The sequence below is a fragment of the Streptomyces yaizuensis genome (assembly GCF_034961445.1).
In the GTDB taxonomy this organism is placed as follows: domain Bacteria; phylum Actinomycetota; class Actinomycetes; order Streptomycetales; family Streptomycetaceae; genus Streptomyces; species Streptomyces yaizuensis.
Genome location: NZ_BSBI01000017.1, coordinates 184,754 through 209,263 on the forward strand (window position 1 = coordinate 184,754; position 24,510 = coordinate 209,263).

At 70.6% G+C, this 24,510-nt stretch carries 19 protein-coding genes; 16 read left to right on the plus strand and 3 right to left on the minus strand.

The genetic code is table 11. From position 1 onward, the window contains the following. The first annotated feature begins 19 nt into the window (after positions 1-19). The 7 genes from eccB (at position 20) to SYYSPA8_RS32640 (ending at position 7,375) form a co-directional block, all read left to right on the plus strand. Positions 20-1,549 carry a type VII secretion protein EccB gene (eccB, locus tag SYYSPA8_RS32610; protein WP_323451016.1) on the plus strand — a complete coding sequence of 510 codons (1,530 nt, stop codon included), beginning with the start codon at positions 20-22 and terminating at the stop codon, positions 1,547-1,549. A 104-nt stretch (positions 1,550-1,653) separates the two neighbouring features. After that, complete coding sequence (gene mycP, locus SYYSPA8_RS32615; RefSeq protein ID WP_323451017.1) at positions 1,654-2,856, plus strand: type VII secretion-associated serine protease mycosin; 1,203 nt, start codon at positions 1,654-1,656, stop codon at positions 2,854-2,856. Positions 2,857-2,981: 125 nt separating this feature from the next. Continuing rightward, complete coding sequence (locus SYYSPA8_RS32620; protein WP_407706130.1) at positions 2,982-3,482, plus strand: hypothetical protein; 501 nt, start codon at positions 2,982-2,984, stop codon at positions 3,480-3,482. A 5-nt stretch (positions 3,483-3,487) separates the two neighbouring features. After that, the gene (locus tag SYYSPA8_RS32625; RefSeq protein WP_323451019.1) at positions 3,488-5,248 is read left to right on the plus strand and encodes a hypothetical protein; all 1,761 of its coding nucleotides are present in this window, start codon (positions 3,488-3,490) and stop codon (positions 5,246-5,248) included. Positions 5,249-5,274: 26 nt separating this feature from the next. Beyond that, a complete protein-coding gene (locus SYYSPA8_RS32630) occupies positions 5,275-6,522 on the plus strand; it encodes a S8 family serine peptidase (RefSeq protein WP_407706131.1) in 1,248 nt (415 codons plus the stop codon). Between the two features lie 96 nt (positions 6,523-6,618). After that, positions 6,619-6,981, plus strand: coding sequence for a WXG100 family type VII secretion target (locus tag SYYSPA8_RS32635; protein WP_323451021.1), 363 nt, complete (start codon positions 6,619-6,621; stop codon positions 6,979-6,981). A 97-nt stretch (positions 6,982-7,078) separates the two neighbouring features. Next, positions 7,079-7,375, plus strand: coding sequence for a WXG100 family type VII secretion target (locus SYYSPA8_RS32640; protein WP_323451022.1), 297 nt, complete (start codon positions 7,079-7,081; stop codon positions 7,373-7,375). 199 nt (positions 7,376-7,574) lie between these two features. Here SYYSPA8_RS32640 and eccCa read toward each other — a convergent pair whose 3' ends face one another. Then, positions 7,575-11,543 carry a type VII secretion protein EccCa gene (eccCa, locus tag SYYSPA8_RS32645; protein WP_323451023.1) on the minus strand — a complete coding sequence of 1,323 codons (3,969 nt, stop codon included), beginning with the start codon at positions 11,541-11,543 and terminating at the stop codon, positions 7,575-7,577. A 373-nt stretch (positions 11,544-11,916) separates the two neighbouring features. Between eccCa and eccD the strand changes: the two genes are divergently transcribed. From eccD to SYYSPA8_RS32675, 6 genes are all read left to right on the plus strand, one after another. Next, the gene (gene eccD / locus SYYSPA8_RS32650; RefSeq protein WP_407706132.1) at positions 11,917-13,446 is read left to right on the plus strand and encodes a type VII secretion integral membrane protein EccD; all 1,530 of its coding nucleotides are present in this window, start codon (positions 11,917-11,919) and stop codon (positions 13,444-13,446) included. 214 nt (positions 13,447-13,660) lie between these two features. Further along, the gene (gene rpsO, locus SYYSPA8_RS32655) at positions 13,661-13,951 is read left to right on the plus strand and encodes a 30S ribosomal protein S15 (protein ID WP_006346214.1); all 291 of its coding nucleotides are present in this window, start codon (positions 13,661-13,663) and stop codon (positions 13,949-13,951) included. 396 nt (positions 13,952-14,347) lie between these two features. After that, positions 14,348-16,564 (plus strand): polyribonucleotide nucleotidyltransferase, encoded by a 2,217-nt coding sequence (locus SYYSPA8_RS32660; RefSeq protein WP_323451025.1) that lies wholly within the window; start codon positions 14,348-14,350, stop codon positions 16,562-16,564. Further along, complete coding sequence (locus SYYSPA8_RS32665) at positions 16,561-17,940, plus strand: M16 family metallopeptidase (protein ID WP_323451026.1); 1,380 nt, start codon at positions 16,561-16,563, stop codon at positions 17,938-17,940. Before SYYSPA8_RS32660 ends, SYYSPA8_RS32665 begins: the two co-directional genes overlap by 4 nt. 66 nt (positions 17,941-18,006) lie before the next feature. Then, positions 18,007-18,759 carry a 4-hydroxy-tetrahydrodipicolinate reductase gene (dapB, locus tag SYYSPA8_RS32670; RefSeq protein WP_323451027.1) on the plus strand — a complete coding sequence of 251 codons (753 nt, stop codon included), beginning with the start codon at positions 18,007-18,009 and terminating at the stop codon, positions 18,757-18,759. Between the two features lie 3 nt (positions 18,760-18,762). Next, the gene (locus SYYSPA8_RS32675; protein WP_323451028.1) at positions 18,763-19,212 is read left to right on the plus strand and encodes a hypothetical protein; all 450 of its coding nucleotides are present in this window, start codon (positions 18,763-18,765) and stop codon (positions 19,210-19,212) included. A gap of 11 nt (positions 19,213-19,223) precedes the next feature. Here SYYSPA8_RS32675 and SYYSPA8_RS32680 read toward each other — a convergent pair whose 3' ends face one another. Next, on the minus strand, positions 19,224-19,772 hold the full coding sequence (locus SYYSPA8_RS32680; protein ID WP_323451029.1) for a hypothetical protein: 549 nt from the start codon (positions 19,770-19,772) through the stop codon (positions 19,224-19,226). Between the two features lie 96 nt (positions 19,773-19,868). Continuing rightward, positions 19,869-20,114, minus strand: coding sequence for a hypothetical protein (locus SYYSPA8_RS32685; RefSeq protein ID WP_323451030.1), 246 nt, complete (start codon positions 20,112-20,114; stop codon positions 19,869-19,871). Between the two features lie 197 nt (positions 20,115-20,311). Here SYYSPA8_RS32685 and thyX point away from each other — a divergent pair, with 197 nt between their 5' ends. From thyX to SYYSPA8_RS32700, 3 genes are all read left to right on the plus strand, one after another. Continuing rightward, a complete protein-coding gene (gene thyX / locus SYYSPA8_RS32690) occupies positions 20,312-21,052 on the plus strand; it encodes an FAD-dependent thymidylate synthase (RefSeq protein ID WP_323451031.1) in 741 nt (246 codons plus the stop codon). Between the two features lie 300 nt (positions 21,053-21,352). Beyond that, positions 21,353-22,252 carry a 4-hydroxy-tetrahydrodipicolinate synthase gene (dapA, locus tag SYYSPA8_RS32695; protein WP_323451032.1) on the plus strand — a complete coding sequence of 300 codons (900 nt, stop codon included), beginning with the start codon at positions 21,353-21,355 and terminating at the stop codon, positions 22,250-22,252. Positions 22,253-22,402: 150 nt separating this feature from the next. After that, complete coding sequence (locus tag SYYSPA8_RS32700) at positions 22,403-24,088, plus strand: ribonuclease J (RefSeq protein WP_323451033.1); 1,686 nt, start codon at positions 22,403-22,405, stop codon at positions 24,086-24,088. Positions 24,089-24,510 lie beyond the last annotated feature (422 nt).

A 24,510-nucleotide genomic window follows, 5' to 3' on the forward strand; every position in this document is an offset into this window, starting at 1 on the left:
GGAGAGGGACAGCAGACAGATGGCATCACGTCGGGATGAACTCAACGCATACACCTTCGCGAAAAGAAGGCTGATTGCGCAGTTCCTCCAGCCCAGCACGACCGGTTCGGAAGAGGGCGCTCCGCGTCCGTTGCGCGCCGTGGTGCCCGGTGTCATTGTCGGCGTGGTCATTCTCGGCGGATTCGCCGCCTGGGGAATGTTCCGGCCGGTGGCCCCCAAAGGCTGGGACAAGCCCGCCGAGAACGTCATCATCGCCAGCAAGTCCACGACCCGTTATGTGGTGCTGGAGACCGACGGGGAAAAGCGGCTCCACCCCGTACTGAACATGTCGTCGGCGAAGCTGCTGCTCGACCCCGACAAGGGGAAGATCATCAAGGTCGCCGAGTCCGTCCTCGACAAGGGCGACATCCCGCGCGGGGCCACCCTCGGCATCCCCTACGCGCCCGACCGGCTGCCCTCCGCCGAGGAGGCCGGCGGCACGAAGCGCTGGGCCGTGTGCGAGCGCCCCGGCGACGGCGGGCGCACCATCCAGAAGGCGGCCTTCCTCTTCGCCGAGCGGGAGCGGACGAAGACCGACGGCACCGACCGGCTGCACGGCGGGGAACTGCTCTACGTGGAGGGACCCGACCGGACCCGGTACATCGTCGACGCCGGCGGCACCGCCTACCCCCTCGCCGACGAGGAGCAGCTGCTGCGGCAGGTCGCCGGACAGGACCGCACCCCCCAGCGGGTCTCCCAGTCGTGGCTCGCCACGCTCCACCGGGGCGACCGCGTCGACTTCCCCGAGATCCCCGGAACCCCCGGCACCGACGCGGCGATCCCCGCCGGTGATCTCGACCCCGGACTGAACAAGGTCGGCATGGTCCTCGAAGCCAGCGACGGGGCCCGCGAGCAGAAGTACGTGGTCCTGCCCGGCCGGGTCGCCCCCGTCTCCGACTTCACCGCCCGCCTCCTCCTCAACAGCGAGGCCCTGGTCGACCTCGGCCAGGCAGGCAAGGCCCGGCGCCTCAGCGGCGGCGCCTTCACCCCCGGCAAGGCGTTCAACCAGGACAAGAAGTGGCCGCAGTCGCTCCCCGAGGCCGTCAACTCCGCGAGCACCGCCAAGAACAGCCGTAACACCGTCTGCAACGTGCTGCGCTCCGTCGACCACGACACCGGCGCCACCACCCTGAGCACCTGGGCGGGCACCACCTACCCCGAGCAGCTGCCCGCCGGGTCGAGCAGCGCGTACGTCACACCCGGCTCGGGCCAGCTCTACCGCCAGTTCCAGGGCACCAGGACCGACACCGGATTCCTCTTCCTGGTCACCGACACCGGCCTGCGCTACGCGATGCAGTCCAACAGCGACAGCGGCACCGACGCTTCCGGCATCGGCTCCTCGGGTACGGAGCAGGACCGCCGCGCCGACGAGCAGGAGGTGCAGAAGGCGCAGAACCGCCTCGGCTACAAGAGCGTCGAGCCGAGGCCGGTGCCGGCGGCGTGGTCCGCGTTCCTGCCGACCGGTCCCCGGCTGTCCACCGGATCCGCGAACCAGCCGCAGGGGTCGTGAGGCCCGCGATGACCGCTGCTTCCGCTTCCCCCTCCCGTCCTTCCGCCTCTCCCCGTCCTTCCGCTTCGTCCCGCCCCTCCGGGGTGCCCCTCAGGGTCCTCGCCGTGGCGGCGGCCACCACGTTCACCTGCCTCGGTCTGCCGCTGCCCGCCGTCGTCGCGGACACCCCCACCCAGTGCACCTATCCCGGCGAGGTCTACGGGGGCCGCCCGTGGGCGCTCCAGCGGGTCCTGCTGGACGAGCTGTGGAAGCAGTCCACAGGCAAGGGGATACGGGTCGCCGTCATCGACACCGGCGTCGATGTCCGCCACCCCCAGCTCAAGGAGGCGGTGGACGCCGGCAGCGGCGCCAATCTGATGCCCCGGGACCTCAAGGACGCGAGCGGCAACGAGGTCGAACGCGGCAAGGAGGACGGCACCACCGACGTCGTCGGCCACGGGACCAAGGTCGCCGGCATCATCGCGGCCCGCCCCCGGGCGGGCACCGGCTTCACCGGGCTCGCCCCCGGTGCCACGATCATCCCCGTCCAGCAGAACGACGCCGACGGCAACGGCACCGCAGCGACGCTCGCCGAAGCCATCGACCACGCTGTCGAGCAGGAGGCGGACGTCATCAACATCTCCCAGGACACGGCGAAGGCCGCGGAGCCCACCCCGCTGCTGCGGCAGGCCGTGGAACGCGCGCTCGCGGCACAGGTGGTGGTCGTCGCCTCGGCCGGCAACGACGGCCTCGGCGGCAACGTGAAGAAGACGTACCCCGCCTCCTACCAGGGCGTGCTCGCGGTGGCGTCCTCCGACCGCAACAACGAGCGGGCCGCCTTCTCCCAGTCCGGCGACTTCGTCGGGGTCGCCGCCCCGGGCGTCGACATCGTCACCACCGTGCCCGGCGGCGGCCACTGCGCCGACAACGGCACCAGCTTCTCCGCCCCGTACGTCGCCGCCGTCGCCGCGCTGATCAAGGCCAAGCACCCGCGCTGGACGGCTCAGCAGATCGTGGCCCAGATCCAGCAGACCGCCGAACGGTCGACGCCGGGGTACGACCGCCTGGTCGGCTGGGGCGTCGTCGACCCGGTCCGCGCCCTCACCGAGGACGACCGGCCCCCCACCCGGCCCGTCGCCCGCGAAGGACTGGACCGGGCCGAGGCGCCCACGCCCGCCGAGGTCCACCTCGGCGAGTCCGCCGACGAGCGCGACGCCCGTCTCGCCACCTATGTCCTGGTCGGCGGCGGCGTCCTGGTCGCGGTCATCGGCGGCGGCGCCGTGGCCGTACGCGACGCCCGCCGCCGGGCCGGGGCGACAGGCGGATGAGGCCCCCGAACGCCGGTCGGTACCGGTAAGTAACCGGTCGGGCAAGCGGCTTGGGAGTGTCAGAGGCAGTGGATAGAGTGTTCAGCTGATGATCGGCACGGATCGGGACGATCCCTTCACCGGTCATGACGAGGGACAGCGGTACGTCAACGGGGAGGACGGGCATCGTGCTCGATGCGGAGAGCGGTGGAGTCGGAGGGCCGGGCGGGTCCGGCGATCTCGCGCGCGGCATTGGCGCGCTGAAGAATTTCCATCAGCAGGTCACCACACTCCTGGCGGAATTCGAGGGCGGCGAGGGCGGCAGCGCCAAAGTCGCCGAACAGCGCGTGGCGAGGGCCTCCTTCAGCGGGGCCAATCTGCCTTTCGCCGAGGCGGACGGGTTCTTTCAGCAGTACCAGCGGGTCCACACGTCCCTGGTGTCGCTCTCCCGGTCCCTCGGCCGGCAGATCGAAGCCCTGACGATCGGCGTCCACGCGGCCGATGTCGGCTACGACAACGTGGAGGAGGAGATGCGGCAGCGCTTCCACTCCATCGAGGCGCAGCTCAAGCAGGAGCGGGACCGGGTCACGGCGGCCGAGCGGCCGAAGCTCACCGATGACTCCCGCGTGCCGACGGATCTGGGGTAATCCATATGGGTGAGAACAACAACCAGAATCTGACCCCCGAGCAGCAGCAGGCGGCGGACACCACCCGCATCGAAGGCCAGTACGCCGCCACCAACGTCGCCGAGAAGGTCACCAACTTCCTCGACCGGCTGGGCTTCGGCACCCGGGGCCCCGGCGGCGTCTTCGGCCGCACCGACTTCGAGAACGCCCGGCTCAACGACATGCTCGACCTGCTGGAAGGCTCCAACCCGGCGGACCTGGAGAGCGCGGGCGACGCGATGGAGCGGGCCACCCGGGCGCTCAACAGGGCGGCGAAGGAGCTGGAGACCCACGTCAAGGGCACGGAGTGGAAGGGCGTCGCCGCGACCGAGTTCGAGCGCTACGGCCTGGAACTCGCCCGGTACGCGGCCGACCTGGGCACCTACGCCAACGCGGTCGGCAGCCAGATGAAGGTCGCCAGCGAGGGCCTGACCTCCGTCCGCAACTCGAAGCCCCCGCGCGACGGCCGCGCCGACCCGCGCAAGGCGGCGGACTTCCCGCCGGACGAGCGCAAGATGGAGAACGCCGAGTACGCGGCGGCGGTGAAGGCGGAGAAGCACCGCCAGGAGGCGATCAACCAGCTGAACCGGCTGGCGTCGTTCTACGCGGTGTCGGAACAGTCGCTGGCGGGGCAGGAGCCGCCGAGGATGCCGGAGCGGCTGGCGGCGGCGGTGCCCAAGCCCCGGACGGGTGGACGTGACATCGTGCCGGGCGACCCCGGGGCAGGCTCCGGACCGCGCGGAGCAGCCGACTTCGCATCCAGCCCACGTCAGGTTCGCGGTGTCGCGGACGGGGGGCCGTCGTCTCCCGCCGCCGTCCCTCCGGCTGCTGCTGTGCCCCCTGCCGCCCCGCTGCCGCAGGTTCCCGCTCCGGACACGTCGATGGAACTCGACACTGTGACGGCGCCGCCCGCTCCACCCGTGTCGCCGGGCACTCCCACCACGCTTCCGCCCACCCCGGGTGGTCCCCCGGCCAACCCGGTGCCTCCTGTGGGCCCTGGCATTCCCGGCATCAACCAGAACAATCAGAACAATCAGAACAAGACAGCGCCGACCAAGAGCGCGCCGTCCGCGCCGAAGACCGGTGGAGGACAGGGCCAGTCCGCGACCCGCCCTGGGGCGGAGAGCGCCGGTGCTCCGCCGCTCCGACGGGTCGACTCCGCAGGCCGACCGGGGTACGCGAACGGCAGCGTGCCCGCCGTGGGAGGCCCCGGCCAGGTAGGCAGCGCAGGCCCGGGGGGACGGCCCGGTACGACCGGCCCCGTGGGCTCCACGGGACCGGTGTCCGGTGGCGCCCCCACGGCGGGCCGCGCGGGCGGCATGGGTCCGATGGGTCCCATGGGGCAAGGCCCCATGGCAGGCCGGGTATCCGGGCGGGCCGACGGGATCGTCGGCGGCACCCCGCAGCGGGCCGGAGGCGGCTCTCCCGGGTCGCGCTTCCCCGGAGGCACGGTCGTCGGCGCCGACGGAGCCGTCGGTTCCCGGTCCGCCAATGGTGCGCCGGGAGGCTTCCGGGGCGCCCCCGGCAACAACGGGATCGTGGGCACACCCAGCGCCGGCCGGTCGGCCGGCCGGTCCGGTGCGAACGGGTTCACGGCGGGCGGTGCCGGACTGGTCGGAGGACGGCCCGGTCGGCAGCAGCCCCGCGAGGAGGAAGAGGAGCGCTCCGGCACTCGTCCCGACTATCTGACGGAAGACGAAGAGACATGGGCGGTCCGGCGACGGGTCGTTCCACCGGTGATCGAGTAGAGACAGCGGAAGGTTCGGAAGCCAGGATGTCGTCGGGAATGAACCAGGTCCGGAAGTGCGGGCTGGTCTGTGCTGTGGCTGCGGCCTTGGCTGTGGGCCTCACGGGTACCACGTCGGCAGTCGGCGCGGAGAACGTACGGTCCCAGCAGTGGTACCTGGATGCCATGAAGGTGGACACGCTCTGGCAGAAGGCCACCGGGGAGGGCATCAAGGTCGCTGTCATCGACTCGGGCGTGAATCCGGCGACGCCCTCATTGACGGGGCAGGTCCTCAAGGGGGCCGACTTCACGGACACTCCCGGGGACGAGACCGATGACTACGACGGCCATGGGACCACCATGGCGGAACTCATCGCAGGGACCGGCAAGGGAGGCGGCCTCCAGGGACTCGCCCCCCAAGCCAAGATCATTCCCATGCGTGTGGTCACGGCCGACCTCAAGGTGAAGAAGGTGAACGAATGGAGCATTCCAGACGCCATCCGAGCCGCAGCGGACAGTGACGCAAAGATCATCAGCATGTCGATCGGCAACGAGTTCTCCGACCCCAAGGAGGAAGCGGCCGTCAAATACGCGCAGAGCAAGGGAAAGCTGCTCTTCGCTGCTGCGGGCAATACCGGCAACAGGGACAACAAGCCGGAGTATCCCGCGATGTACCCCGAGGTCGTAGGCGTCTCCGCCTCCTCCGCCGAAGGAAAGATCGACGACTACTCCCAGCACGGCGAAGTCGTTGATCTGGCAGCCCCTGGAAGTGGCATCCCCGGCTGGTGTGATGCCACCTTCACTCGCTACTGCGACAGGAACGGCACCAGTGCCGCCACCGCCGTCGCCTCCGCCTCCGCCGCGCTGATCTGGTCCGCGAACCCCGACTGGACCGCGAACCAGGTGCTGCGGGTCATGTTCGAGAGCGCGGGCAAGGGGGCGGACGGCAAGGCCGAGGGCATCAGCCGTTACTACGGTCACGGTGTCGTCCGGCCCGGGGCGCATCTCAACCGGGGGCTCGGGAAGCCCGGGGATCCGGACATCAGTCCGCTGACCAACAAGAAGACAGGTGGCGCCGCCTCGGCGGAACCGTCCGACGGCAGCGCTTCATCCCCGCCCGAGGACGGCGGCAAGGCCGGGGACCAGCCCCAGGCGGGCGAGAAGCCGGCGGCCGGGCAGAAGGCCGCCGCCGAGGACGACGGCGGGCAGACGGGGCTGATCATCGGGGGCGCGGCCGCCGTGGTCGTCGTCGCCGGAGGCGTCCTCTTCGCCGTACGCCGGCGCCGGTCCGCCTGACGGCGCGGCCCACGGGGGGCGGCCCGGCCGCCCCCCTCATGAACCATCACCCATCACGGATCATCGAGCAGGAACACAGGGAAGGAACGACCCCGCATGGCAGTGCAGAAGGTCACAGACGAGTACCTCGTCCAATTCCAGTCGGAGATCACCGGGAACTTCGACAGCCTCAAGGGGCAGCTCCAGCAGCTCCAGGGCGTCATCGACAGCCTGGAAGGCAACTGGAAGGGCATCGGCCACGGCGCGTTCGACGCCAAGCAGGCCGAGATCAACCAGGGCATGGTGCGGATCGCGAAGATGCTGCTCCACTTCCAGGAGGCCATCGAGGTCACCCGGGTCACCGCGGGCAACACCGACGACGAGGTGCGTGCCGCGCTCCAGGGTGTCGATGTCGTGGGCGGGTACTCCGGCGACGCCGCGGCGACGAACCGCGCGACCTCCAACCTCAGCAGCTACTGACCGGGCAGCTACTGACCCGCCCGTCACGTAGCCGCACATAGCTCCACGTACCAAGCACCACACCAGACTCAGCACAGCACAAGCAGTCGGAGGATTCATGTCGGACAGCGCGGGACAGCTCGTAGTCACGTATGCCTCGCTGGACCAGGCCGCGGTGACGATCGAGAAGCAGGCCGCGAAGCTGAACGAAGGGCTGGAGAGCCTCCAGTCCAAGCTGCGCAGCATCTCGGACGGCTTCGAGGGTGAGGCAGCGACCGCCGCGGACGCCTACCACAAGCAGTGGGACAAGGAGACGCGGATGATCCACGAGGCGCTCAAGGGCATCGCGCGCGCCGTGCGCGAGGCGGCCCCCGCCTACCAGGCCGGTGACCGCAAGGCGGCCGGCTACTTCTAGTCGGCAGCCGCGTCGCGTCGCGTCGCGCCGCACCGGCCCCGGCTTCGCCATCGCCATCGGCCCACGGGCCGGTTCCCCGGGGCGGGCATGCGCGTGGGCATGCGCGGGAGATGCCCACCCGCCGTCACCGGTCCGGGGAGCCGGCCCGTGGAGCCGGTCCGGGGACCCGCCGTCCGACGGGCCCCCGGACCGGTGACGCTCACTGCACCGGAGGCATCAGCCCCGTCTGCACCAGCGGATTGCCCCGCTGCCGGGAGACGAAGACGCCCCGGCCCGGCGGCATCGGCCGCATCCGGACGCCGCCCAGGACATCGCCCTCCATCGGGTCGCCGGAGAGCAGCACGCCCTGCGCGCCGAGTTCCATCATCCGCTGGAGGAAGGACTCGTACCCCGCCCTGCTCGCCCCCGCCGAACTGCGGGCGATGATGAACCGGACACCCACGTCCCGGGCGAAGGGCAGCAGCTCCGTCAGCTTGTTCAGCGGGTTGCCGCTCGACGTGGACACCAGGTCGTAGTCGTCGACCACGACGAACACCGACGGTCCGCGCCACCAGCTGCGGTCCCGCAACTGCTGCGCGGTCACGTCGGCCGACGGCGTACGGCGCTGCATCAGGTCCAGCAGCGCGTCGACGTGGTGGTCCATGGCGTTCGACATGGGGACGTACTCGGCCAGGTGCGAGGGCGGGGTGACGTCCAGCAGCGCCCGCCGGTTGTCGATGACGAAGAACTTGCAGGAGTTCCCGTCGTACCGCTCGCTCAGCTGCTTGATGAGCAGCCGCAGCAGGTTCGACTTGCCCGCCTCGCTGTCGCCGAAGACCAGCAGGAACGGATCGCGTTCGAAGTTGACGAAGACCGGTTCCAGGTTGTTCTCGTCGATGGCGAAGGCGACCCCGCGGTCGGGGGCCGCCATCCCCGCCGGCAGGTTCCCGGCGGGCAGTTCGCGCGGCAGCAGCCGGACCTTCGGGGCGCCGTGCTCCGGCCAGTGCCGGGCCACTTCCTGGTTCATCGCGGTCGTCGCCTCGGACAGCTCGTTGCCGGAGCTGATCCCGTCGATCCGCGGCACCGCCGCCATGAAGTGCAGCTTCTCCGGTGTCAGACCGCGCCCCGGCACGTTCTGCGGCACGTTGACGGCGGCCTTGCGGTCCAGCTCCGAGTCCATCGTGTCACCGAGCCGCAGTTCGAGCCGGTTCATCAGATGGTCCTTGAGGTTGGCCCGGACCTCCATCGAACGCGAGGCCGTGAGCACCAGGTGGATGCCGTAGCCGAGGCCGCGCGAGGCGATGTCCAGCACCAGGGGCTCCAGGCCCTCGTACTCCGTACGGAAGCCGCCCCAGCCGTCGATCAGCAGGAACACATCGCCGAACGGCTGCTCCTGGACGGAGATCTCGCCGCGCGCCCGCAGCCGGCGGTACGTGGCGATGGAGTCGACGCCCGAGGTGCGGAAGTACTCCTCGCGCCGGGTCAGGACCCCGTACACCTCGGCGACCGTGCGCCGGACCCGCTCGGGGTCGAGCCGGGAGGCCACCCCGCCGACGTGCGGCAGGGCGGCGATCGCCGACAGACCGCCGCCGCCGAAGTCCAGTGCGTAGAACTGCACCTCGCGGGGGGTGTGGGTCAGGGCGAAGCCCGCCACCAGGGTCCGCAGCAGCGTCGACTTGCCCGACTGCGGGCCGCCGACGATCTGCATATGGCCCGCCGCGCCGGAGAAGTCCCGGTACAGGGTGTCCCTTCGCTGCTCGAAGGGCTTGTCCACGACGCCCAGCGGGACGACGAGCCGGCCGGCGCCCTCGTAGCCGGGGAGGGTCAGGCCCCGGCCCTCCACTCCCGTCAGCCCGGGCAGCAGTTCGTCCAGCGCGGGCGGGTTGTCGAGGGGCGGCAGCCACACCTGGTGGGCTTCCGCGCCGCGCCCCTCCAGCCGCCGGACGATCACGTCCAGGACGGAGTCGGCCAGCGCGTCGTCCTCGGAGGGACGTGCGTCCGGTACGGCCTGCGCCGCCGCCGGGCGGACGTACCGCACCGGCACCGGGGCCGCCGTGAACACCACCGGCCGGCGGTCCACCGGCAGCGGCCCGCCCGGTGCGACCCGCTGCCCGCCGGTGCGGTAGACACCGGAGACGTACGCGGCCTTGAACCGGACCATCTCGTCGGTGCCGTACTTCAGATAGCCCGAGCCGGGCACGTTCGGGAGGGTGTACGCGTCCGGCACGCCCAGCGCGGCCCGGGACTCCGCCGCCGAGAAGGTCCGCAGACCCACCCGGTACGACAGATAGGTCTCCAGGCCCCGCAGCCGGCCCTCCTCCAGACGCTGCGACGCCAGCAGCAGATGGACGCCCAGCGACCGGCCGATCCGGCCGATCTGCACGAACATCTCGATGAAGTCGGGCTTCGCGGTCAGCAGCTCGCTGAACTCGTCGATGACCAGCACCAGCGAGGGCACCGGCTGGAGCGGGGCCCCGGCCGCGCGCGCCTTCTCGTAGTCGTGGATGTTGGCGTAGTTGCCCGCGTCCCGCAGCATCTCCTGACGGCGGTTCAGCTCGCCCCGGATGGAGTCGCCCATCCGGTCCACCAGCGTCAGATCGTCCGCGAGGTTGGTGATGACCGCCGCCACATGGGGCATGTGCGACATACCGGCGAAGGTGGCGCCGCCCTTGAAGTCCGCGAGGACAAAGTTCAAGGTCTCCGACGAGTGGGTGACCGCGAGCCCCAGCACCAGCGTCCGCAGCAGCTCCGACTTGCCGGAACCGGTCGCGCCCACGCACAGCCCGTGCGGGCCCATGCCCTCCTGCGCCGCCTCCTTGAGGTCGAGCATGACCGGGGTGCCGTCCTCGCCGACACCGATGGGCACCCGCAGCCGCTCCGACTGCGACCTCGGCCGCCAGGTGCGGGCGACGTCGACGGAGGCCGCGTCGCCGAGGTTCAGCAGATCCGTGAAGTCCAGGTTCGCCAGCAGCGGCTGGTCGTCGTCGCCGCCCGTGCCCACGCGCAGCGGCGCGAGCTGCCGCGCCAGGGCCTCGGCGGCGGCCGGGCTCAGCCGGTCCGGGACCCCGTCGTAGACCATGCCGTGCCCCGACTCCAGCCGCAGCGTGTCCGGGGTGACCCGGACCGACAGTCCGCCGAGCGGGCCCATGACCTCGCCGGGCAGCACCTCGACGACCGTCACCCCCTGGAGGCCCTCCGCCGCCGCCAGCACCGAACCGCCCGGCACCGACTGCCCGTCCAGCACGACCACCACATGCGGCTGGTCCAGCAGCGGATGCCCGCCGCCGTGGAACCGGGGCCGGCCCTCCAGCCGGGCCGCCAGCAACTCGTCCAGCTCCCGCGCGTCGGTGGTGATCAGCCTGCGGCTGCCGGCGCCGTCACCCGGGCCCGGGGCCTGCGTGTGCGGCAGCCACTTCGTCCACTCCCAGTGCTCCGCCGCGTCCGGCCCGGCGGCCACCGCGATCACCAGGTCCTCGGGGGAGTGGAGCGCCGCGAGCGAGCCCACCATCGCCCGGGCCGTGGAACGCACCGACTCGGCCTCACCGCTCACCGTCAGGTGGTAGAACGCCCGCAGCGACACCGCCAGCGGCAGCCCCTCCACCGTGCTGTGCGCGGTGAGGAACTGCCGCATCGCGCCCGCCGTCAGCGGCTCCAGCTCGTCCACCGGAGCGGTCTCCGGCGCTATCAGCTCGGTGGCCAGCCGCTGGCTGCCCAGACCGATCCGCACCTGCGCGAAGTCGCCGTCGCCCACCCGCCGTTCCCACAGCCGGCTGCCTTCCGCCACCAGTGCCCACAACTGCTCCGGCGAGGGGTGCAGATAGTAGGCGGAGTCCCGCTGGAGCCGCGCGGTCCGCAGCACCCCCTTGCGGGTCTGCGTCAGGTACTTGAGATAGTCCCGGCGCAGATCGGCGAGTTCGCCCTGTGTCCCCCGCCGGTAGCGGACCAGCATCGCGATCGCCATGGCGACCGTCGACGCGATCATGATCATGCCCATGATCCGCATCACGGGATTCGGCGTGATGAAGAAGAAGACCACCGAGCCGCCCATGCCCAGCATCGGCAGCAGCTGCATCAGCGCGCCCTCCTGCTGCCCGCGCGGCAGTTCGGGAGGGGGTTGCAAGCGCATCTGCTCGCTGGGCACCTCAGCGGGCAGCGCCCGTGGCGGGCGCTTGACGACGATCTGACTCACCAGCTCACCCAGTTCCCTTGCCGGACGGGAAAATGTTCCTATCGGCGCCCCCGTGGCGACGGATCCGTCCGCGGGGACGGATCCTACTTGCGGCACGCCCCGCGCACGGGCGGTAGGGTGACGCGTTGTTCGCGGAGCGCCGGGCGGGCGCGGACACGGACAGGGCCGGCGAACCGCCCCGTACGCCCCCATCGGTCCCGGTCATGGCGACGGCCACGGTCACGGCCACGGCCGCGCCGCAGGACCGGCCGACAAGTACCGTGCACCGGGAGCCCGCAGGCCCCCGGCCCGGGACCGCCCGGACCCGCCACCCGCGACGACGACGATCACCGACCACACCCACTACTGACCACTGATCACTGATCACGAGGGGATGCAGCAGGTGAGCATGACGGCCTCAGCGACAGCGCGAGGAACGGCCGGCGGAACCGGCCAGCCGGGCCAGACGGCCCCGTCGGCCAGCGCGACCGGCTTCTGCCGCGTCACCGTCGTCGCCCCCGACGGCCGCGTCGACGTCGCCCTCCCCGAGGACATCGCCGTCGCCGACCTCCACCCGGAGATCCTGCGGCTCTCCGGACAGAGCCCCACCCCCGGCGCCCCCGTCGGCTACCACCTCGTCCGCCGCGACGGCACCGTCCTCGACAGCGCCCGCTCCCTCGCCGCCCAGCGGATACCCGACGGCGAACTCCTCTCCCTGCGCCCCTTCGCCGAATCCCTCCCGCCCGCCGTCTTCGACGACGTCACCGACGCCGTCGCCACCGCCGTCGCCCGCGACCGCAGCCTGTGGAGCGACGCCCTGATGCGCGGTGCCGGACTCCTCGCCGGCTCGGTGCTCCTGGTCCTTCTGGGCTTCGTCCTCTGGCACTCCGAGCCCCGCCACGACATGCACGGCCTCCAGGGCATCCTGGCCGCCGTCGCCGCCGTGCTGCTGCTCGCCCTCGCCTGCGTGCGCGCCCGCGTCTACGACGACCGCGCCTCCGCGGTCGCCCTCGGCATCGGCGCCATGGCCAACGCCGCCGTCGCCGGCTCCGGACTGCTGCCGCCCGCCGACGGACAGGGCATCGGACGGCTCCACTTCCTGCTCGCCTGCGCCGCCGTCCTGGTCGTCGCGGTGATCCTCACCATCGTCTCGCCCAGCGGCGACGGCCCCTTCGTCGCCTTCGTCCTCGCCTCCGCCATCGGTGCGCTGGCCACCTTCGCCGCCATCTGGTTCCGGCTGGAGCCCATCGAGACCGCCGCCGTCTGCGCGCCCCTCGCCGTGGGCACCCTCGCCTTCCTCCCCGGCCTCGCCACCCGCTTCGCCCGCCTCCCCATCGGCTTCGACCCGCCCCGCACCGCCATCGGCAGCGGCTACGACGCCGACGCCGAGACCCCCGGACCCGTCGACGCCGAGCGGATCGCCGCCCGCGCCCGCCGTGGCCACGAACTCCTCGTCGGCCTCGTCGGCGGCTGCGCCCTGGTCGCCGTCGGCTCCGCCGCCGTCCTCGGCTTCTCCGACCACCTCTGGGGCCTCCTCCTGGCCCTCGCCACCGGCGTCGCCATGCTGATGCGGGCCCACCTCTTCCGCTACACCGCCCAGGTCGGCTGCGCGCTCGCCGCAGGCCTCGCCGCGCTCGTCCTGCTCGGCCTCGGGCTCGCGCTCGAACCGCCCGCCGGGATCATGCGCGAGGCCCTGCGCGGCGACAGCTCCGCGCTCGACCTGCGGACGATCTGGCTCGCCGCCGCCGTCGCGGGCGTCGCCGCGCTGATCACCGCGATCGGGCTGATCGTCCCGCGCACCGGCGTCACCCCCTTCTGGGGCCGCTTCCTGGAGATCGCCGAGACCTGCGTCCTGCTCACCCTGATCCCGCTGACCCTCGCGGTCTTCGACGTCTACCACGCCATCCGGGCCACGACCTCCTGACCGACCCCTGACCGACCTCCTGACCGACCTCCTGACCGGCGCCGACACGCGCCCGCCCGGCGGGCTGGTACGCTGTGTGACGGCCGTTTGTGTACGCGCTCCCGGATCTTCTGGGATCTGCGCTCATCGGACCTTCGCCTCCGAGTGATGGAAGCCACCTGAGATCAAGACCAGGGGCACTCGTGGGCGCTTCGAACACCCAAAAGGAGTACGCGTGTCTCTCGACGCCGCCACGAAGAAGCAGATCATGGCCGAGTTCGGCACCAAGGAGGGCGACACGGGCTCCCCCGAGGTCCAGGTCGCGATGCTGTCGCGCCGGATCTCGGACCTGACCGAGCACCTCAAGACCCACAAGCACGACCACCACTCCCGCCGTGGTCTGCTGATCCTCGTCGGCCAGCGCCGCCGCCTTCTCCAGTACCTGGCCAAGAAGGACATCCAGCGCTTCCGTACGCTGGTCGACCGCCTCGGCATCCGCCGTGGTGCGGCCGGCGGCGCCAAGTAAGACGCCGTGAAGGGAGCGGTTCCCACCCCCGGGGGCCGCTCCCTTTTGCTGTTGTTCCCCCCGGCCCGCGCCACCGGTGCGGGCCCGCCCCCGCCATGTACAACCCGTACACGCTGTACCTGCGTGACGCGCTGTACGTGCGCGAGCCGCCGGACGCCAATTAGTCTGGTCGCAGCACGACGTCAGTATGTGACGTCACGACGTCAGCACGACGTGACGACAGATCCACCAAAGACCTGAGAAGCCGACTCGCCGCCGCCGGTCCTCGGTAGTGGCCCCCGGAGCGACGAACCCCGGGTGCTTCGATCGAAGACCGGCCCAGTACGAGAGCTTCTCCGCAGGTCCCCGCCACACGGGCGCGGGACACAAAGACGCAACGTAACGGAGAAAACACTAGTGGAGAACGAGACCCACTACGCCGAGGCCGTCATCGACAACGGCTCCTTCGGCACCCGCACCATCCGCTTCGAGACGGGCCGCCTGGCCAAGCAGGCCGCCGGCGCCGCCGTGGCGTACCTGGACGACGACACCATGGTGCTGTCGGCCACCACCGCGTCCAAGAAGCCCAAGGACCAGCTGGACTTCTTCCCCCTCACGGTCGACGTCGAGGAGCGGATGTACGCGGCCGGGAAGATCCCCGGTTCCTTCTTCCGCCGTGAGGGCCGTCCCTCCGAGGACGCCATCCTCACCTGCCGGCTGATCGACCGCCCGCTGCGCCCCTCCTTCAAGAAGGGCCTGCGCAACGAGATCCAGGTCGTCGCCACGATCATGGCGCTCAACCCCGACCACCTGTACGACGTCGTGGCGATCAACGCCGCCTCGGCCTCGACGCAGCTGGCCGGCCTGCCCTTCTCCGGCCCGATCGGCGGCGTCCGCGTCGCGCTGATCAAGGGCCAGTGGGTCGCCTTCCCGACCCACAGCGAGCTGGAGGACGCCGTCTTCGACATGGTCGTCGCCGGCCGTGTCCTGGACGACGGCGACGTCGCGATCATGATGGTCGAGGCCGAGGCCACCGAGAAGACCATCCAGCTGGTCAAGGACGGCGCCGAGGCTCCCACCGAGGAGATCGTCGCCGCCGGTCTGGACGCCGCGAAGCCCTTCATCAAGGTCCTCTGCAAGGCCCAGGCCGACCTGGCCGCGAAGGCCGCCAAGCCCGAGGGCGAGTTCCCGGTCTTCCTCGACTACCAGGACGACGTCCTCCAGGCGCTCTCCGCCGCCGTCAAGGACGAGCTGGCCCAGGCGCTCACCATCGCCGGCAAGCAGGACCGCGAGAACGAGCTGGACCGCATCAAGGCCGTCGCCGCCGAGAAGCTGCTCCCGCAGTTCGAAGGTCGCGAGAAGGAGATCTCCGCGGCCTACCGCTCCCTGACCAAGTCCCTGGTGCGCGAGCGCGTCATCAAGGACAAGGTCCGCATCGACGGCCGCGGCATCACGGACATCCGCACCCTGGCCGCCGAGGTCGAGGCGATCCCGCGCGTGCACGGCTCCGCCCTCTTCGAGCGTGGCGAGACCCAGATCCTGGGCGTCACCACCCTCAACATGCTCCGCATGGAGCAGCAGCTGGACACCCTCTCCCCGGTGACCCGCAAGCGCTACATGCACAACTACAACTTCCCGCCGTACTCCGTCGGTGAGACCGGCCGCGTGGGCTCGCCCAAGCGCCGCGAGATCGGCCACGGAGCGCTCGCCGAGCGCGCCATCGTGCCGGTGCTGCCGACGCGCGAGGAGTTCCCGTACGCGATCCGCCAGGTCTCCGAGGCGCTGGGCTCCAACGGCTCCACCTCGATGGGCTCGGTCTGCGCGTCCACGATGTCGCTGCTGAACGCCGGTGTGCCGCTGAAGGCCCCCGTCGCCGGTATCGCCATGGGTCTGATCTCGCAGGAGATCGACGGCCAGACGCACTACGTCGCCCTCACCGACATCCTCGGTGCGGAGGACGCCTTCGGCGACATGGACTTCAAGGTCGCCGGCACCAAGGAGTTCGTCACCGCGCTCCAGCTCGACACCAAGCTCGACGGCATCCCGGCCTCCGTCCTGGCCGCCGCCCTCAAGCAGGCCCGTGACGCCCGCCTCCACATCCTCGACGTGATGATGGAAGCGATCGACACCCCGGACGAGATGTCCCCCAACGCCCCGCGGATCATCACCGTGAAGATCCCCGTGGACAAGATCGGTGAGGTCATCGGCCCCAAGGGCAAGATGATCAACCAGATCCAGGAGGACACCGGCGCCGAGATCACGATCGAGGACGACGGCACCATCTACATCGGTGCCGCCGACGGCCCGGCCGCCGAGGCCGCCCGCGCCACGATCAACAGCATCGCCAACCCGACCATGCCGGAGGTCGGCGAGCGCTACCTGGGTACGGTCGTCAAGACCACCACCTTCGGTGCCTTCGTCTCCCTGCTCCCGGGCAAGGACGGCCTGCTGCACATCTCGCAGATCCGCAAGCTGGCCGGCGGCAAGCGCGTCGAGAACGTCGAGGACGTCCTCGCCGTCGGCGCCAAGGTCCAGGTCGAGATCGCCGAGATCGACTCCCGTGGCAAGCTCTCCCTGATCCCCGTGGTCGAGGGCGAGGAGAACGAGGACCAGAAGGACGACACCGCCAAGTGACGTCGCGTAGTTCCCGAGCGACGGCCCGCGCCTCTTCCCAGGCGCGGGCCGTCGCCCGTACCCAAACCCTTCTCCAGGGGCATGACGGCATCGGTACCGTCCGCCGCACCACCCTCCCCGGTGGTCTGCGCGTGGTGACCGAGACCCTGCCCTCCGTACGCTCCGCCACCTTCGGCATCTGGGCCCACGTCGGCTCCCGGGACGAGACCCCGTCCCTGAACGGCGCGACCCACTATCTGGAGCACCTCCTCTTCAAGGGCACCGAGCGCCGCTCGGCCCTCGACATCTCCTCCGCCCTCGACGCGGTCGGCGGCGAGATGAACGCCTTCACGGCGAAGGAGTACACCTGCTACTACGCCCGGGTCCTCGACACCGATCTGCCGCTCGCCATCGATGTGGTCTGCGACATGCTCACGGGTTCGCTGATCCTCCAGGAGGACGTCGACGCCGAGCGCGGCGTGATCCTTGAGGAGATCGCGATGACCGAGGACGACCCCGGTGACTGCGTGCACGATCTCTTCGCGCAGACCATGTTCGGCGACACCCCGCTGGGCCGTCCGGTCCTCGGCACCGTCGACACGGTCAACGCCCTCACCGCGGACCGGATCCGGCGCTTCTACAAGAAGCACTACGACCCGACCCACCTGGTCGTGGCGGCGGCGGGCAACGTCGACCACGCCACCGTCGTACGGCAGGTCCGCCGCGCCTTCGAGAAGGCCGGCGCCCTCACCCGTACCGACGCCACCCCGCTGGAGCCCCGGGACGGTCTGCGGACCGTGCGCACCGCGGGCCGGGTCGAGCTGATGGGCCGCAGGACCGAGCAGGCCCATGTGGTCCTCGGCATGCCCGGTCTCGCCCGTACCGACGAGCGGCGCTGGGCGCTGGGCGTGCTGAACACCGCTCTCGGCGGCGGCATGTCCTCCCGGCTCTTCCAGGAGGTCCGGGAGAAGCGCGGCCTCGCCTACAGCGTGTACTCGTACACCTCGGGCTTCGCCGACTGCGGCCTCTTCGGCGTCTACGCGGGCTGCCGCCCCAACCAGGTCCACGACGTCCTCAAGATCTGCCGGGACGAACTGGACCGGGTCGCGGCCGAGGGGCTCGACGACGACGAGATCGGCCGTGCCATCGGCCAGCTCTCCGGGTCCACGGTGCTCGGCCTGGAGGACACCGGCGCGCTGATGAACCGTATCGGCAAGAGCGAGCTGTGCTGGGGGGCGCAGATGTCCGTGGACGACATGCTCGCCCGGATCGCGGCCGTCACCCCCGACGAGGTCAGGGAGGTCGCGGGCGAGATCCTCGGCCACCGTCCCTCGCTCGCGGTGATCGGCCCGCTCAAGGACCGCCAGGCGGACCGGCTCCACGAGACGGTCTCCTGACACCCCCGGGGGCCCCGGCGGCCCCCGGGGTCCCCGAGAGTTCCCACCTCTGTAAGGACAGGACTGATGAGCAAGTTGCGCGTGGCGGTCATCGGCGCCCAGGGCCGTATCGGCTCCGAGGCGGTACGGGCCGTGGCGGCCGCCGACGACCTGGAACTGGTCGCGGCCCTCGGCCGGGGCGACCGGCTGGAGACCCTGGCCGAGACCGGGGCCCAGGTCGCCGTCGAGCTGACCCACCCCGACTCGGTGATGGCCAACGTGGAGTACTGCGTCGGCCAGGGCATCCACTCCGTCGTCGGCACCACCGGCTGGAACGACGACCGCCTCGCCCGGCTGCGGTCCGCGCTCGCGGCCTCGCCCGCGACCGGGGTGCTCATCGCCCCGAACTTCTCCATCGGCGCCGTCCTGACCATGGCCTTCGCCCAGCAGGCCGCCCGCTGGTTCGAGTCCGTCGAGGTGGTGGAGCTGCACCACCCGAACAAGGCGGACGCCCCCAGCGGCACCGCGACCCGGACCGCCCAGCTGATCGCGGCGGCCCGCGAGGCGGCGGGCAGCCCGCCGCAGCCCGACGCCACCGTCACCACCCTGGACGGGGCACGCGGCGCGGATGTCGACGGTGTGCCCGTGCACTCCGTACGGCTGCGCGGTCTCCTGGCCCATCAGGAGGTCCTGCTCGGCACCGAGGGCGAGACCCTCACCATCCGCCACGACTCGCTGCACCACAGCAGCTTCATGCCAGGTGTCCTGCTGGGGGTCCGCCGTGTGGTGGACACCCCCGGCCTGACCTTCGGCCTGGAACACTTCCTCGACCTCGGCTGACCGATGCGCGCGAAAATCATCTACCTGGTCACGGCCGCCGTCCTCGCCGTCTACTTCGTCCTGGTCGGCAGCCGTGGCGTCATGCTCATCCAGCAGGGCACCCTGCTGACCGTCGCCTTCGGGATCGCGGTGCTGGTCCTGCCGGTGATCGGGGTCTGGTTCCTCTGGAAGAACACCCAGTTCGTCACCCGGGCCAACCGGCTCGCGGCCGAACTGGAGGCCGAGGGCGGGCTGCCCGTCGACGACCTCGCCCGGACCCCGAGCGGCCGGATCGACCGGGACGCGGCGGACGCGGCCTTCGCGGTCCGCAAGGCGGAGACCGAGGCGTCCCCCGACGACTGGCGCTGCTGGTTCCGGCTCGCGGTCGCCTACCACGACGCCCGGGACACCCCCCGGGCCCGGAAGGCGATGCAGCGCGCGATCACCCTCCGGGAAGGCGCCCGCCAGGTCTGACCCGCGCCGGCTCAGGAGGGGCGGTACTGGGAGCCCCACGCCTCCACCGTGTCCGCGGCCCGGTCGAAGGCCTCCACCCGGCCGAGGAAGTCGGCGTTGTGGTCGGTCAGCAGCGCGATCGGCTCACCGGGCCCCTGGCGTACGAGGAGCAGCGCCTGCCCCTGCACCGTGCGGGGCAGGCCCAGCCAGCGCACCGGCTGCTGGGCGGTGCGCACCGACGAGATCCGGTTCCACGCCACCGTCGAGGTGCGCAGGAAGCCGACCCGGCGCAGCCCGTGACGGCTCACCCAGACGCCCATCCGCAGCAGCCGCAGCGCCGCCGCGATCACGGCAAGACCCAGGAGCAGGCAGACCAGCGCCCCGGAGAGCGCCCCCGCGAATACGATGATCATCGCGGCGAGCAGGACGAACGAGGCGAACAGCAGCAGCACGGCACCCGTTCCGACCCGCCAGGGTCCCGGCCGGTAGGGCCTGCGCCACTGGTCGTGATCGTCGAAGGGCAGGGCGACGTCTTCGTTCGCGTCAAACGCACGGTCGGCCGTCAGAAAGGGCAGGGGCACGACGGATCCTCACTCACCAGCACACTCGATCGGTTGCTGTGACGGGTGAGGCTACCGAGGCGGTTCCCGGCCGACCACCCCAGGGGGCCTACCGGTTCAGCGGCGCTCGGTCGCCTCGGACTGCTGGACCTTGCCCCGCGCCGGGGCGGAATCCAGGGCGGGCATCCCGAGGAGCAGAGAGCCGACCAGCCCGGCCACGACGGTGAGCCCGATCAGCGTACGACCCGTCAGCTGGGGCAGCGTGGGACGTCGGCGCGGCGGGGGAGTGACATTGCTGGAAAAACTGTCGGCCTCCGTCCGGGACACGAACGCGAACGGGACGGCTTCTCGCCGGGGGGACATCGGGCACTCTCCTCGTACTCGGTGGTCCTGACGGTCCCGGGGCGCCGACGGCCGCGAAGGGCTCAGGCGGCCTCCGCGATCCCGTACGAAGCGGGACCCTCTGCTCGTACAGACGCACGGAACGCCGGTTTGGTGCCCTCTCCTACCGAATCGATAGAGTGGTCGACGGACTGCTCAGCTCTGGAAGGACCCACCCGGTGACCGATACACCCACCGAGACCCCCACCGCCACGTTCCGCGGCGACATCACCGTGGAACTGGTCAAGCACACGGCGGCGGACAGCGATGTGCTGTGGGCCGCCCGGGTCTCCACCGCAGGTGAGCAGTCCCTCGAAGAGCTCCAGAAGGATCCGGAGCGCTCCAAGGGGCTGATCAACTACCTGATGCGGGACCGCCACGGCAGCCCCTTCGAGCACAACTCGATGACCTTCTTCATCAGTGCGCCGATCTTTGTCTTCCGCGAGTTCATGCGGCACCGCGTCGGCTGGTCCTACAACGAGGAGTCGGGCCGCTACCGGGAGCTTCAGCCGGTGTTCTACGTCCCCGCCCAGGACCGCAAGCTGGTCCAGGAGGGCCGCCCCGGGAAGTACGTCTTCGTCGACGGCAGCCCCGAGCAGCACAAGGTCGTCACCGACGCCATGATCGACTCCTATCGGCGTTCGTACGAGACGTACCAGGAGATGCTGGCCGCCGGCATCGCCCGCGAGGTGGCCCGCGCGGTCCTGCCCGTCGGGCTCTTCTCCTCCATGTACGCGACCTGCAACGCCCGCTCGCTGATGCACTTCCTCGGCCTGCGCACCCAGCACGAGCTGGCGAAGGTGCCGTCCTTCCCGCAGCGGGAGATCGAGATGGTCGGCGAGCGCATGGAGGAGGAGTGGGCCCGGCTCATGCCGCTCACCCACAGCGCCTTCAACGCGAACGGCCGTATCGCCCCCTGAGACATCCCGGCACTGCCGGAGCACCGAATTCCGCCGGATCCGCGGCGACGGTCCGCCCACCGCCCGGCGCGGGGAAACCGGACCGGCGACCGGCCCGGAACCAGCGCCACCGGGAGCACGGAGGCGCAAAGTGTCCGCATTGCGGTATTTGATGAAGTTCATCTAGGCTGATCAAACGGACCCGGCACTGCTTGAACCCCCGAGCAGGCAGTGCCGGGCTCCGCATCAGCCCACCCCGCGACGCGTACGTCACGTCCGGGAGGGGGCACAGCGTGCTGAGCAACGAGTAGCGTGTAACCCATGGCTCCGATCTCCACCCCGCAGACCCCGTTCGGGCGCGTCCTCACCGCGATGGTCACGCCCTTCACGGCGGACGGCGCACTCGATCTCGACGGCGCCCAGCGCCTCGCCACCCACCTGGTGGACGCCGGCAATGACGGCCTCGTCGTCAACGGCACCACCGGGGAGTCACCGACCACCAGCGACGCGGAGAAAGACCGGCTCGTCCGGGCCGTCCTGGAGGCCGTCGGAGACCGGGCCCACGTCGTCGCGGGCGTCGGCACCAACGACACCCGGCACACCGTCGAACTCGCCCGCGCCGCCGAGCGCGCCGGCGCACACGGTCTGCTCGTGGTCACCCCGTACTACAACAAGCCCCCGCAAGAGGGGCTGCGCCGCCACTTCACGGCCGTCGCCGACGCCACCGCACTGCCGGTGATGCTGTACGACATCCCCGGCCGCAGCGGCGTCCCCATCGACACCGAGACCCTGGTCAGGCTCGCCGAGCACCCCCGCATCGTCGCCAACAAGGACGCCAAGGGCGACCTGGGCCGGGCCGGCTGGGCCATCGCCCGCACCGGCCTCGCCTGGTACTCCGGCGACGACATGCTCAACCTCCCGCTGCTCTCCATCGGCGCGGCCGGCTTCGTCTCCGTCGTCGGCCATGTCGCCACCCCGGAGCTGCGCGCCCTGCTCGACGCCCACCTCAGCGGCGATGTGCAGAAGGCGACGGAGATCCACCAGCGGCTGCTCCCGGTCTTCACCGGCATGTTCCGCACCCAGGGCGTGATGACCACCAAGGCGGCCCTCGCCCTCCAGGGCCTGCCCGCCGGTCCGCTGCGGCTCCCGCTGATCGAGCTGTCCCCGGAGGAGACCGCCCAGCTGCGGATCGACCTCTCCGCCGGCGGAATCCAGCTCTGACCTCGAACTTCACAATTGAATAATCGATGAACTGAATATCTGACCCTGCCCGCCGGGTATCCGCCGGACAGGAACCGAACAGCAAGTGCACGAATGTCACGTACGCCACGTGCCCCCGCGGTACGTGGCGTACGTGGTGAGGAGAGTCTTTTGAGTCATCCGCATCCAGAACTCGGCCGTCCCCCGAAGCTCCAGAAGGGCGGTCTGCGCGTCACACCGCTCGGCGGCCTCGGCGAGATCGGCCGCAACATGACGGTCTTCGAATACGACGGCCGACTGCTCATCGTCGACTGCGGCGTCCTCTTCCCCGAGGAGGAGCAGCCCGGCATCGATCTCATCCTGCCGGACTTCACCACCCTGAGGGACCGGCTGGACGACATCGAGGGCATCGTCCTCACGCACGGCCACGAGGACCACATCGGCGGAGTCCCCTATCTGCTCCGGCTGAAGCCCGACATCCCGCTGATCGGCTCCAAGCTGACCCTCGCCCTGATCGAGGCGAAGCTCCAGGAGCACCGCATCCGCCCCTACACCCTGGAGGTCTCCGAGGGGAACCGGGAGCGGATCGGCCCCTTCGACTGCGAGTTCATCGCGGTCAACCACTCCATCCCGGACGCGCTGGCCGTCGCCATCCGCACCCCCGCGGGCATGGTGGTGCACACCGGCGACTTCAAGATGGACCAGCTGCCGCTGGACGGCCGGCTCACCGACCTGCACGCCTTCGCACGGCTCAGCGAGGAGGGCATCGACCTCCTGCTGTCCGACTCGACCAACGCGGAGGTGCCCGGCTTCGTCCCGCCGGAGCGCGACATCTCCAACGTGCTGCGCCAGGTCTTCGCGAGCGCCCAGAAGCGGATCATCGTCGCCAGCTTCGCCAGCCATGTCCACCGGATCCAGCAGATCCTCGACGCCGCCCACGAGTACGGGCGCCGGGTCGCCTTCGTCGGCCGCTCGATGGTCCGCAACATGGGCATCGCCCGCGACCTCGGCTACCTGCGGGTCCCCGCCGGGCTCGTGGTGGACGTCAAGACCCTCGACGACCTCCCGGACGAGCAGGTCGTGCTGGTCTGCACCGGGTCCCAGGGCGAGCCGATGGCCGCGCTGTCCCGGATGGCCAACCGCGACCACCAGATCCGGATCGTCCAGGGCGACACCGTCATCCTGGCGTCGTCCCTCATCCCGGGCAACGAGAACGCGGTCTACCGCGTGATCAACGGCCTGACCCGCTGGGGCGCCAATGTGGTGCACAAGGGGAACGCCAAGGTCCATGTCTCGGGCCACGCCTCGGCCGGCGAGCTGCTGTACTTCTACAACATCTGCAAGCCGAAGAACCTGATGCCGGTGCACGGCGAATGGCGCCATCTGCGGGCCAACGCCGAGCTGGGCGCGCTGACCGGGGTCCCCAAGGACCACATCGTCATCGCCGAGGACGGCGTCGTGGTCGACCTGGTGGACGGCAAGGCCCGGATCGTCGGCAAGGTCCAGGCCGGCTATGTCTACGTCGACGGCCTCTCGGTCGGCGACGTCACCGAGGCATCGCTCAAGGACCGCCGCATCCTCGGGGACGAGGGCATCATCTCGATCTTCGTGGTGGTCGACTCCACCACCGGCAAGATCGTCGGCGGCCCGCACCTCCAGGCGCGCGGCTCCGGCATCGACGACTCCGACTTCAACGGAGTCATGCCCCGGATCGAGGAAGTCCTCGCCAAGTCGGCCGCCGACGGCGTCGGCGAACCCCACCAGCTCCAGCAGCAGATCCGCCGCGTGGTGGGCAAGTGGGTGTCGGACACCTACCGCAGGCGTCCCATGATCCTTCCGGTCGTGGTCGAGGTCTGACCTCCCGACGCTCTGACGTCGTGTTTCCTGGGCCGGGCGCCTCGATTTGCATCGGAGCGCTCGGCCCAGTAGGTTTACGGCTCCGCCCAAGGGGAACCCGACGCAATCTCGCGCCGGACCAAGTGAACCGAGCGGGTGGGAAATTCCGACTCAGAACTTCTGATAAAGTCGGAGCAGCCGAAAGGCGAAAGGCCAGTCCAACTGGCCGCCGGATCTGAAAGTCCGAATCCCGGGTGACCGGGAGGCGGGAAAAGGATCTGGTAGAGTTGGAAACGCCGAAAGGCAAGAAGGAAAAAAGAAAAACCGAAGGGAAGCGCCCGGAGGGCCTGGTGAAACAGGACCGAAGGAAGCGTCCGTTCCTTGAGAACTCAACAGCGTGCCAAAAGTCAACGCCAGATATGTTGATACCCCGTCCGGGAGCA

What these genes read in the sequence shown, in the direction of transcription:
- eccB (WP_323451016.1), top strand. Translation starts at nt 20, where the DNA reads ATGGCATCACGTCGGGATGAACTCAACGCATACACCTTCGCGAAAAGA.
- dapB (WP_323451027.1), top strand. Translation starts at nt 18,007, where the DNA reads ATGAGCAAGTTGCGCGTGGCGGTCATCGGCGCCCAGGGCCGTATCGGC.
- SYYSPA8_RS32630 (WP_407706131.1), top strand. Translation starts at nt 5,275, where the DNA reads ATGTCGTCGGGAATGAACCAGGTCCGGAAGTGCGGGCTGGTCTGTGCT.
- eccD (WP_407706132.1), top strand. Translation starts at nt 11,917, where the DNA reads ATGCAGCAGGTGAGCATGACGGCCTCAGCGACAGCGCGAGGAACGGCC.
- SYYSPA8_RS32640 (WP_323451022.1), top strand. Translation starts at nt 7,079, where the DNA reads ATGTCGGACAGCGCGGGACAGCTCGTAGTCACGTATGCCTCGCTGGAC.
- dapA (WP_323451032.1), top strand. Translation starts at nt 21,353, where the DNA reads ATGGCTCCGATCTCCACCCCGCAGACCCCGTTCGGGCGCGTCCTCACC.
- SYYSPA8_RS32625 (WP_323451019.1), top strand. Translation starts at nt 3,488, where the DNA reads ATGGGTGAGAACAACAACCAGAATCTGACCCCCGAGCAGCAGCAGGCG.
- SYYSPA8_RS32675 (WP_323451028.1), top strand. Translation starts at nt 18,763, where the DNA reads ATGCGCGCGAAAATCATCTACCTGGTCACGGCCGCCGTCCTCGCCGTC.
- SYYSPA8_RS32685 (WP_323451030.1), bottom strand. Translation starts at nt 20,114, where the DNA reads ATGTCCCCCCGGCGAGAAGCCGTCCCGTTCGCGTTCGTGTCCCGGACG.
- SYYSPA8_RS32635 (WP_323451021.1), top strand. Translation starts at nt 6,619, where the DNA reads ATGGCAGTGCAGAAGGTCACAGACGAGTACCTCGTCCAATTCCAGTCG.
- SYYSPA8_RS32620 (WP_407706130.1), top strand. Translation starts at nt 2,982, where the DNA reads ATGACGAGGGACAGCGGTACGTCAACGGGGAGGACGGGCATCGTGCTC.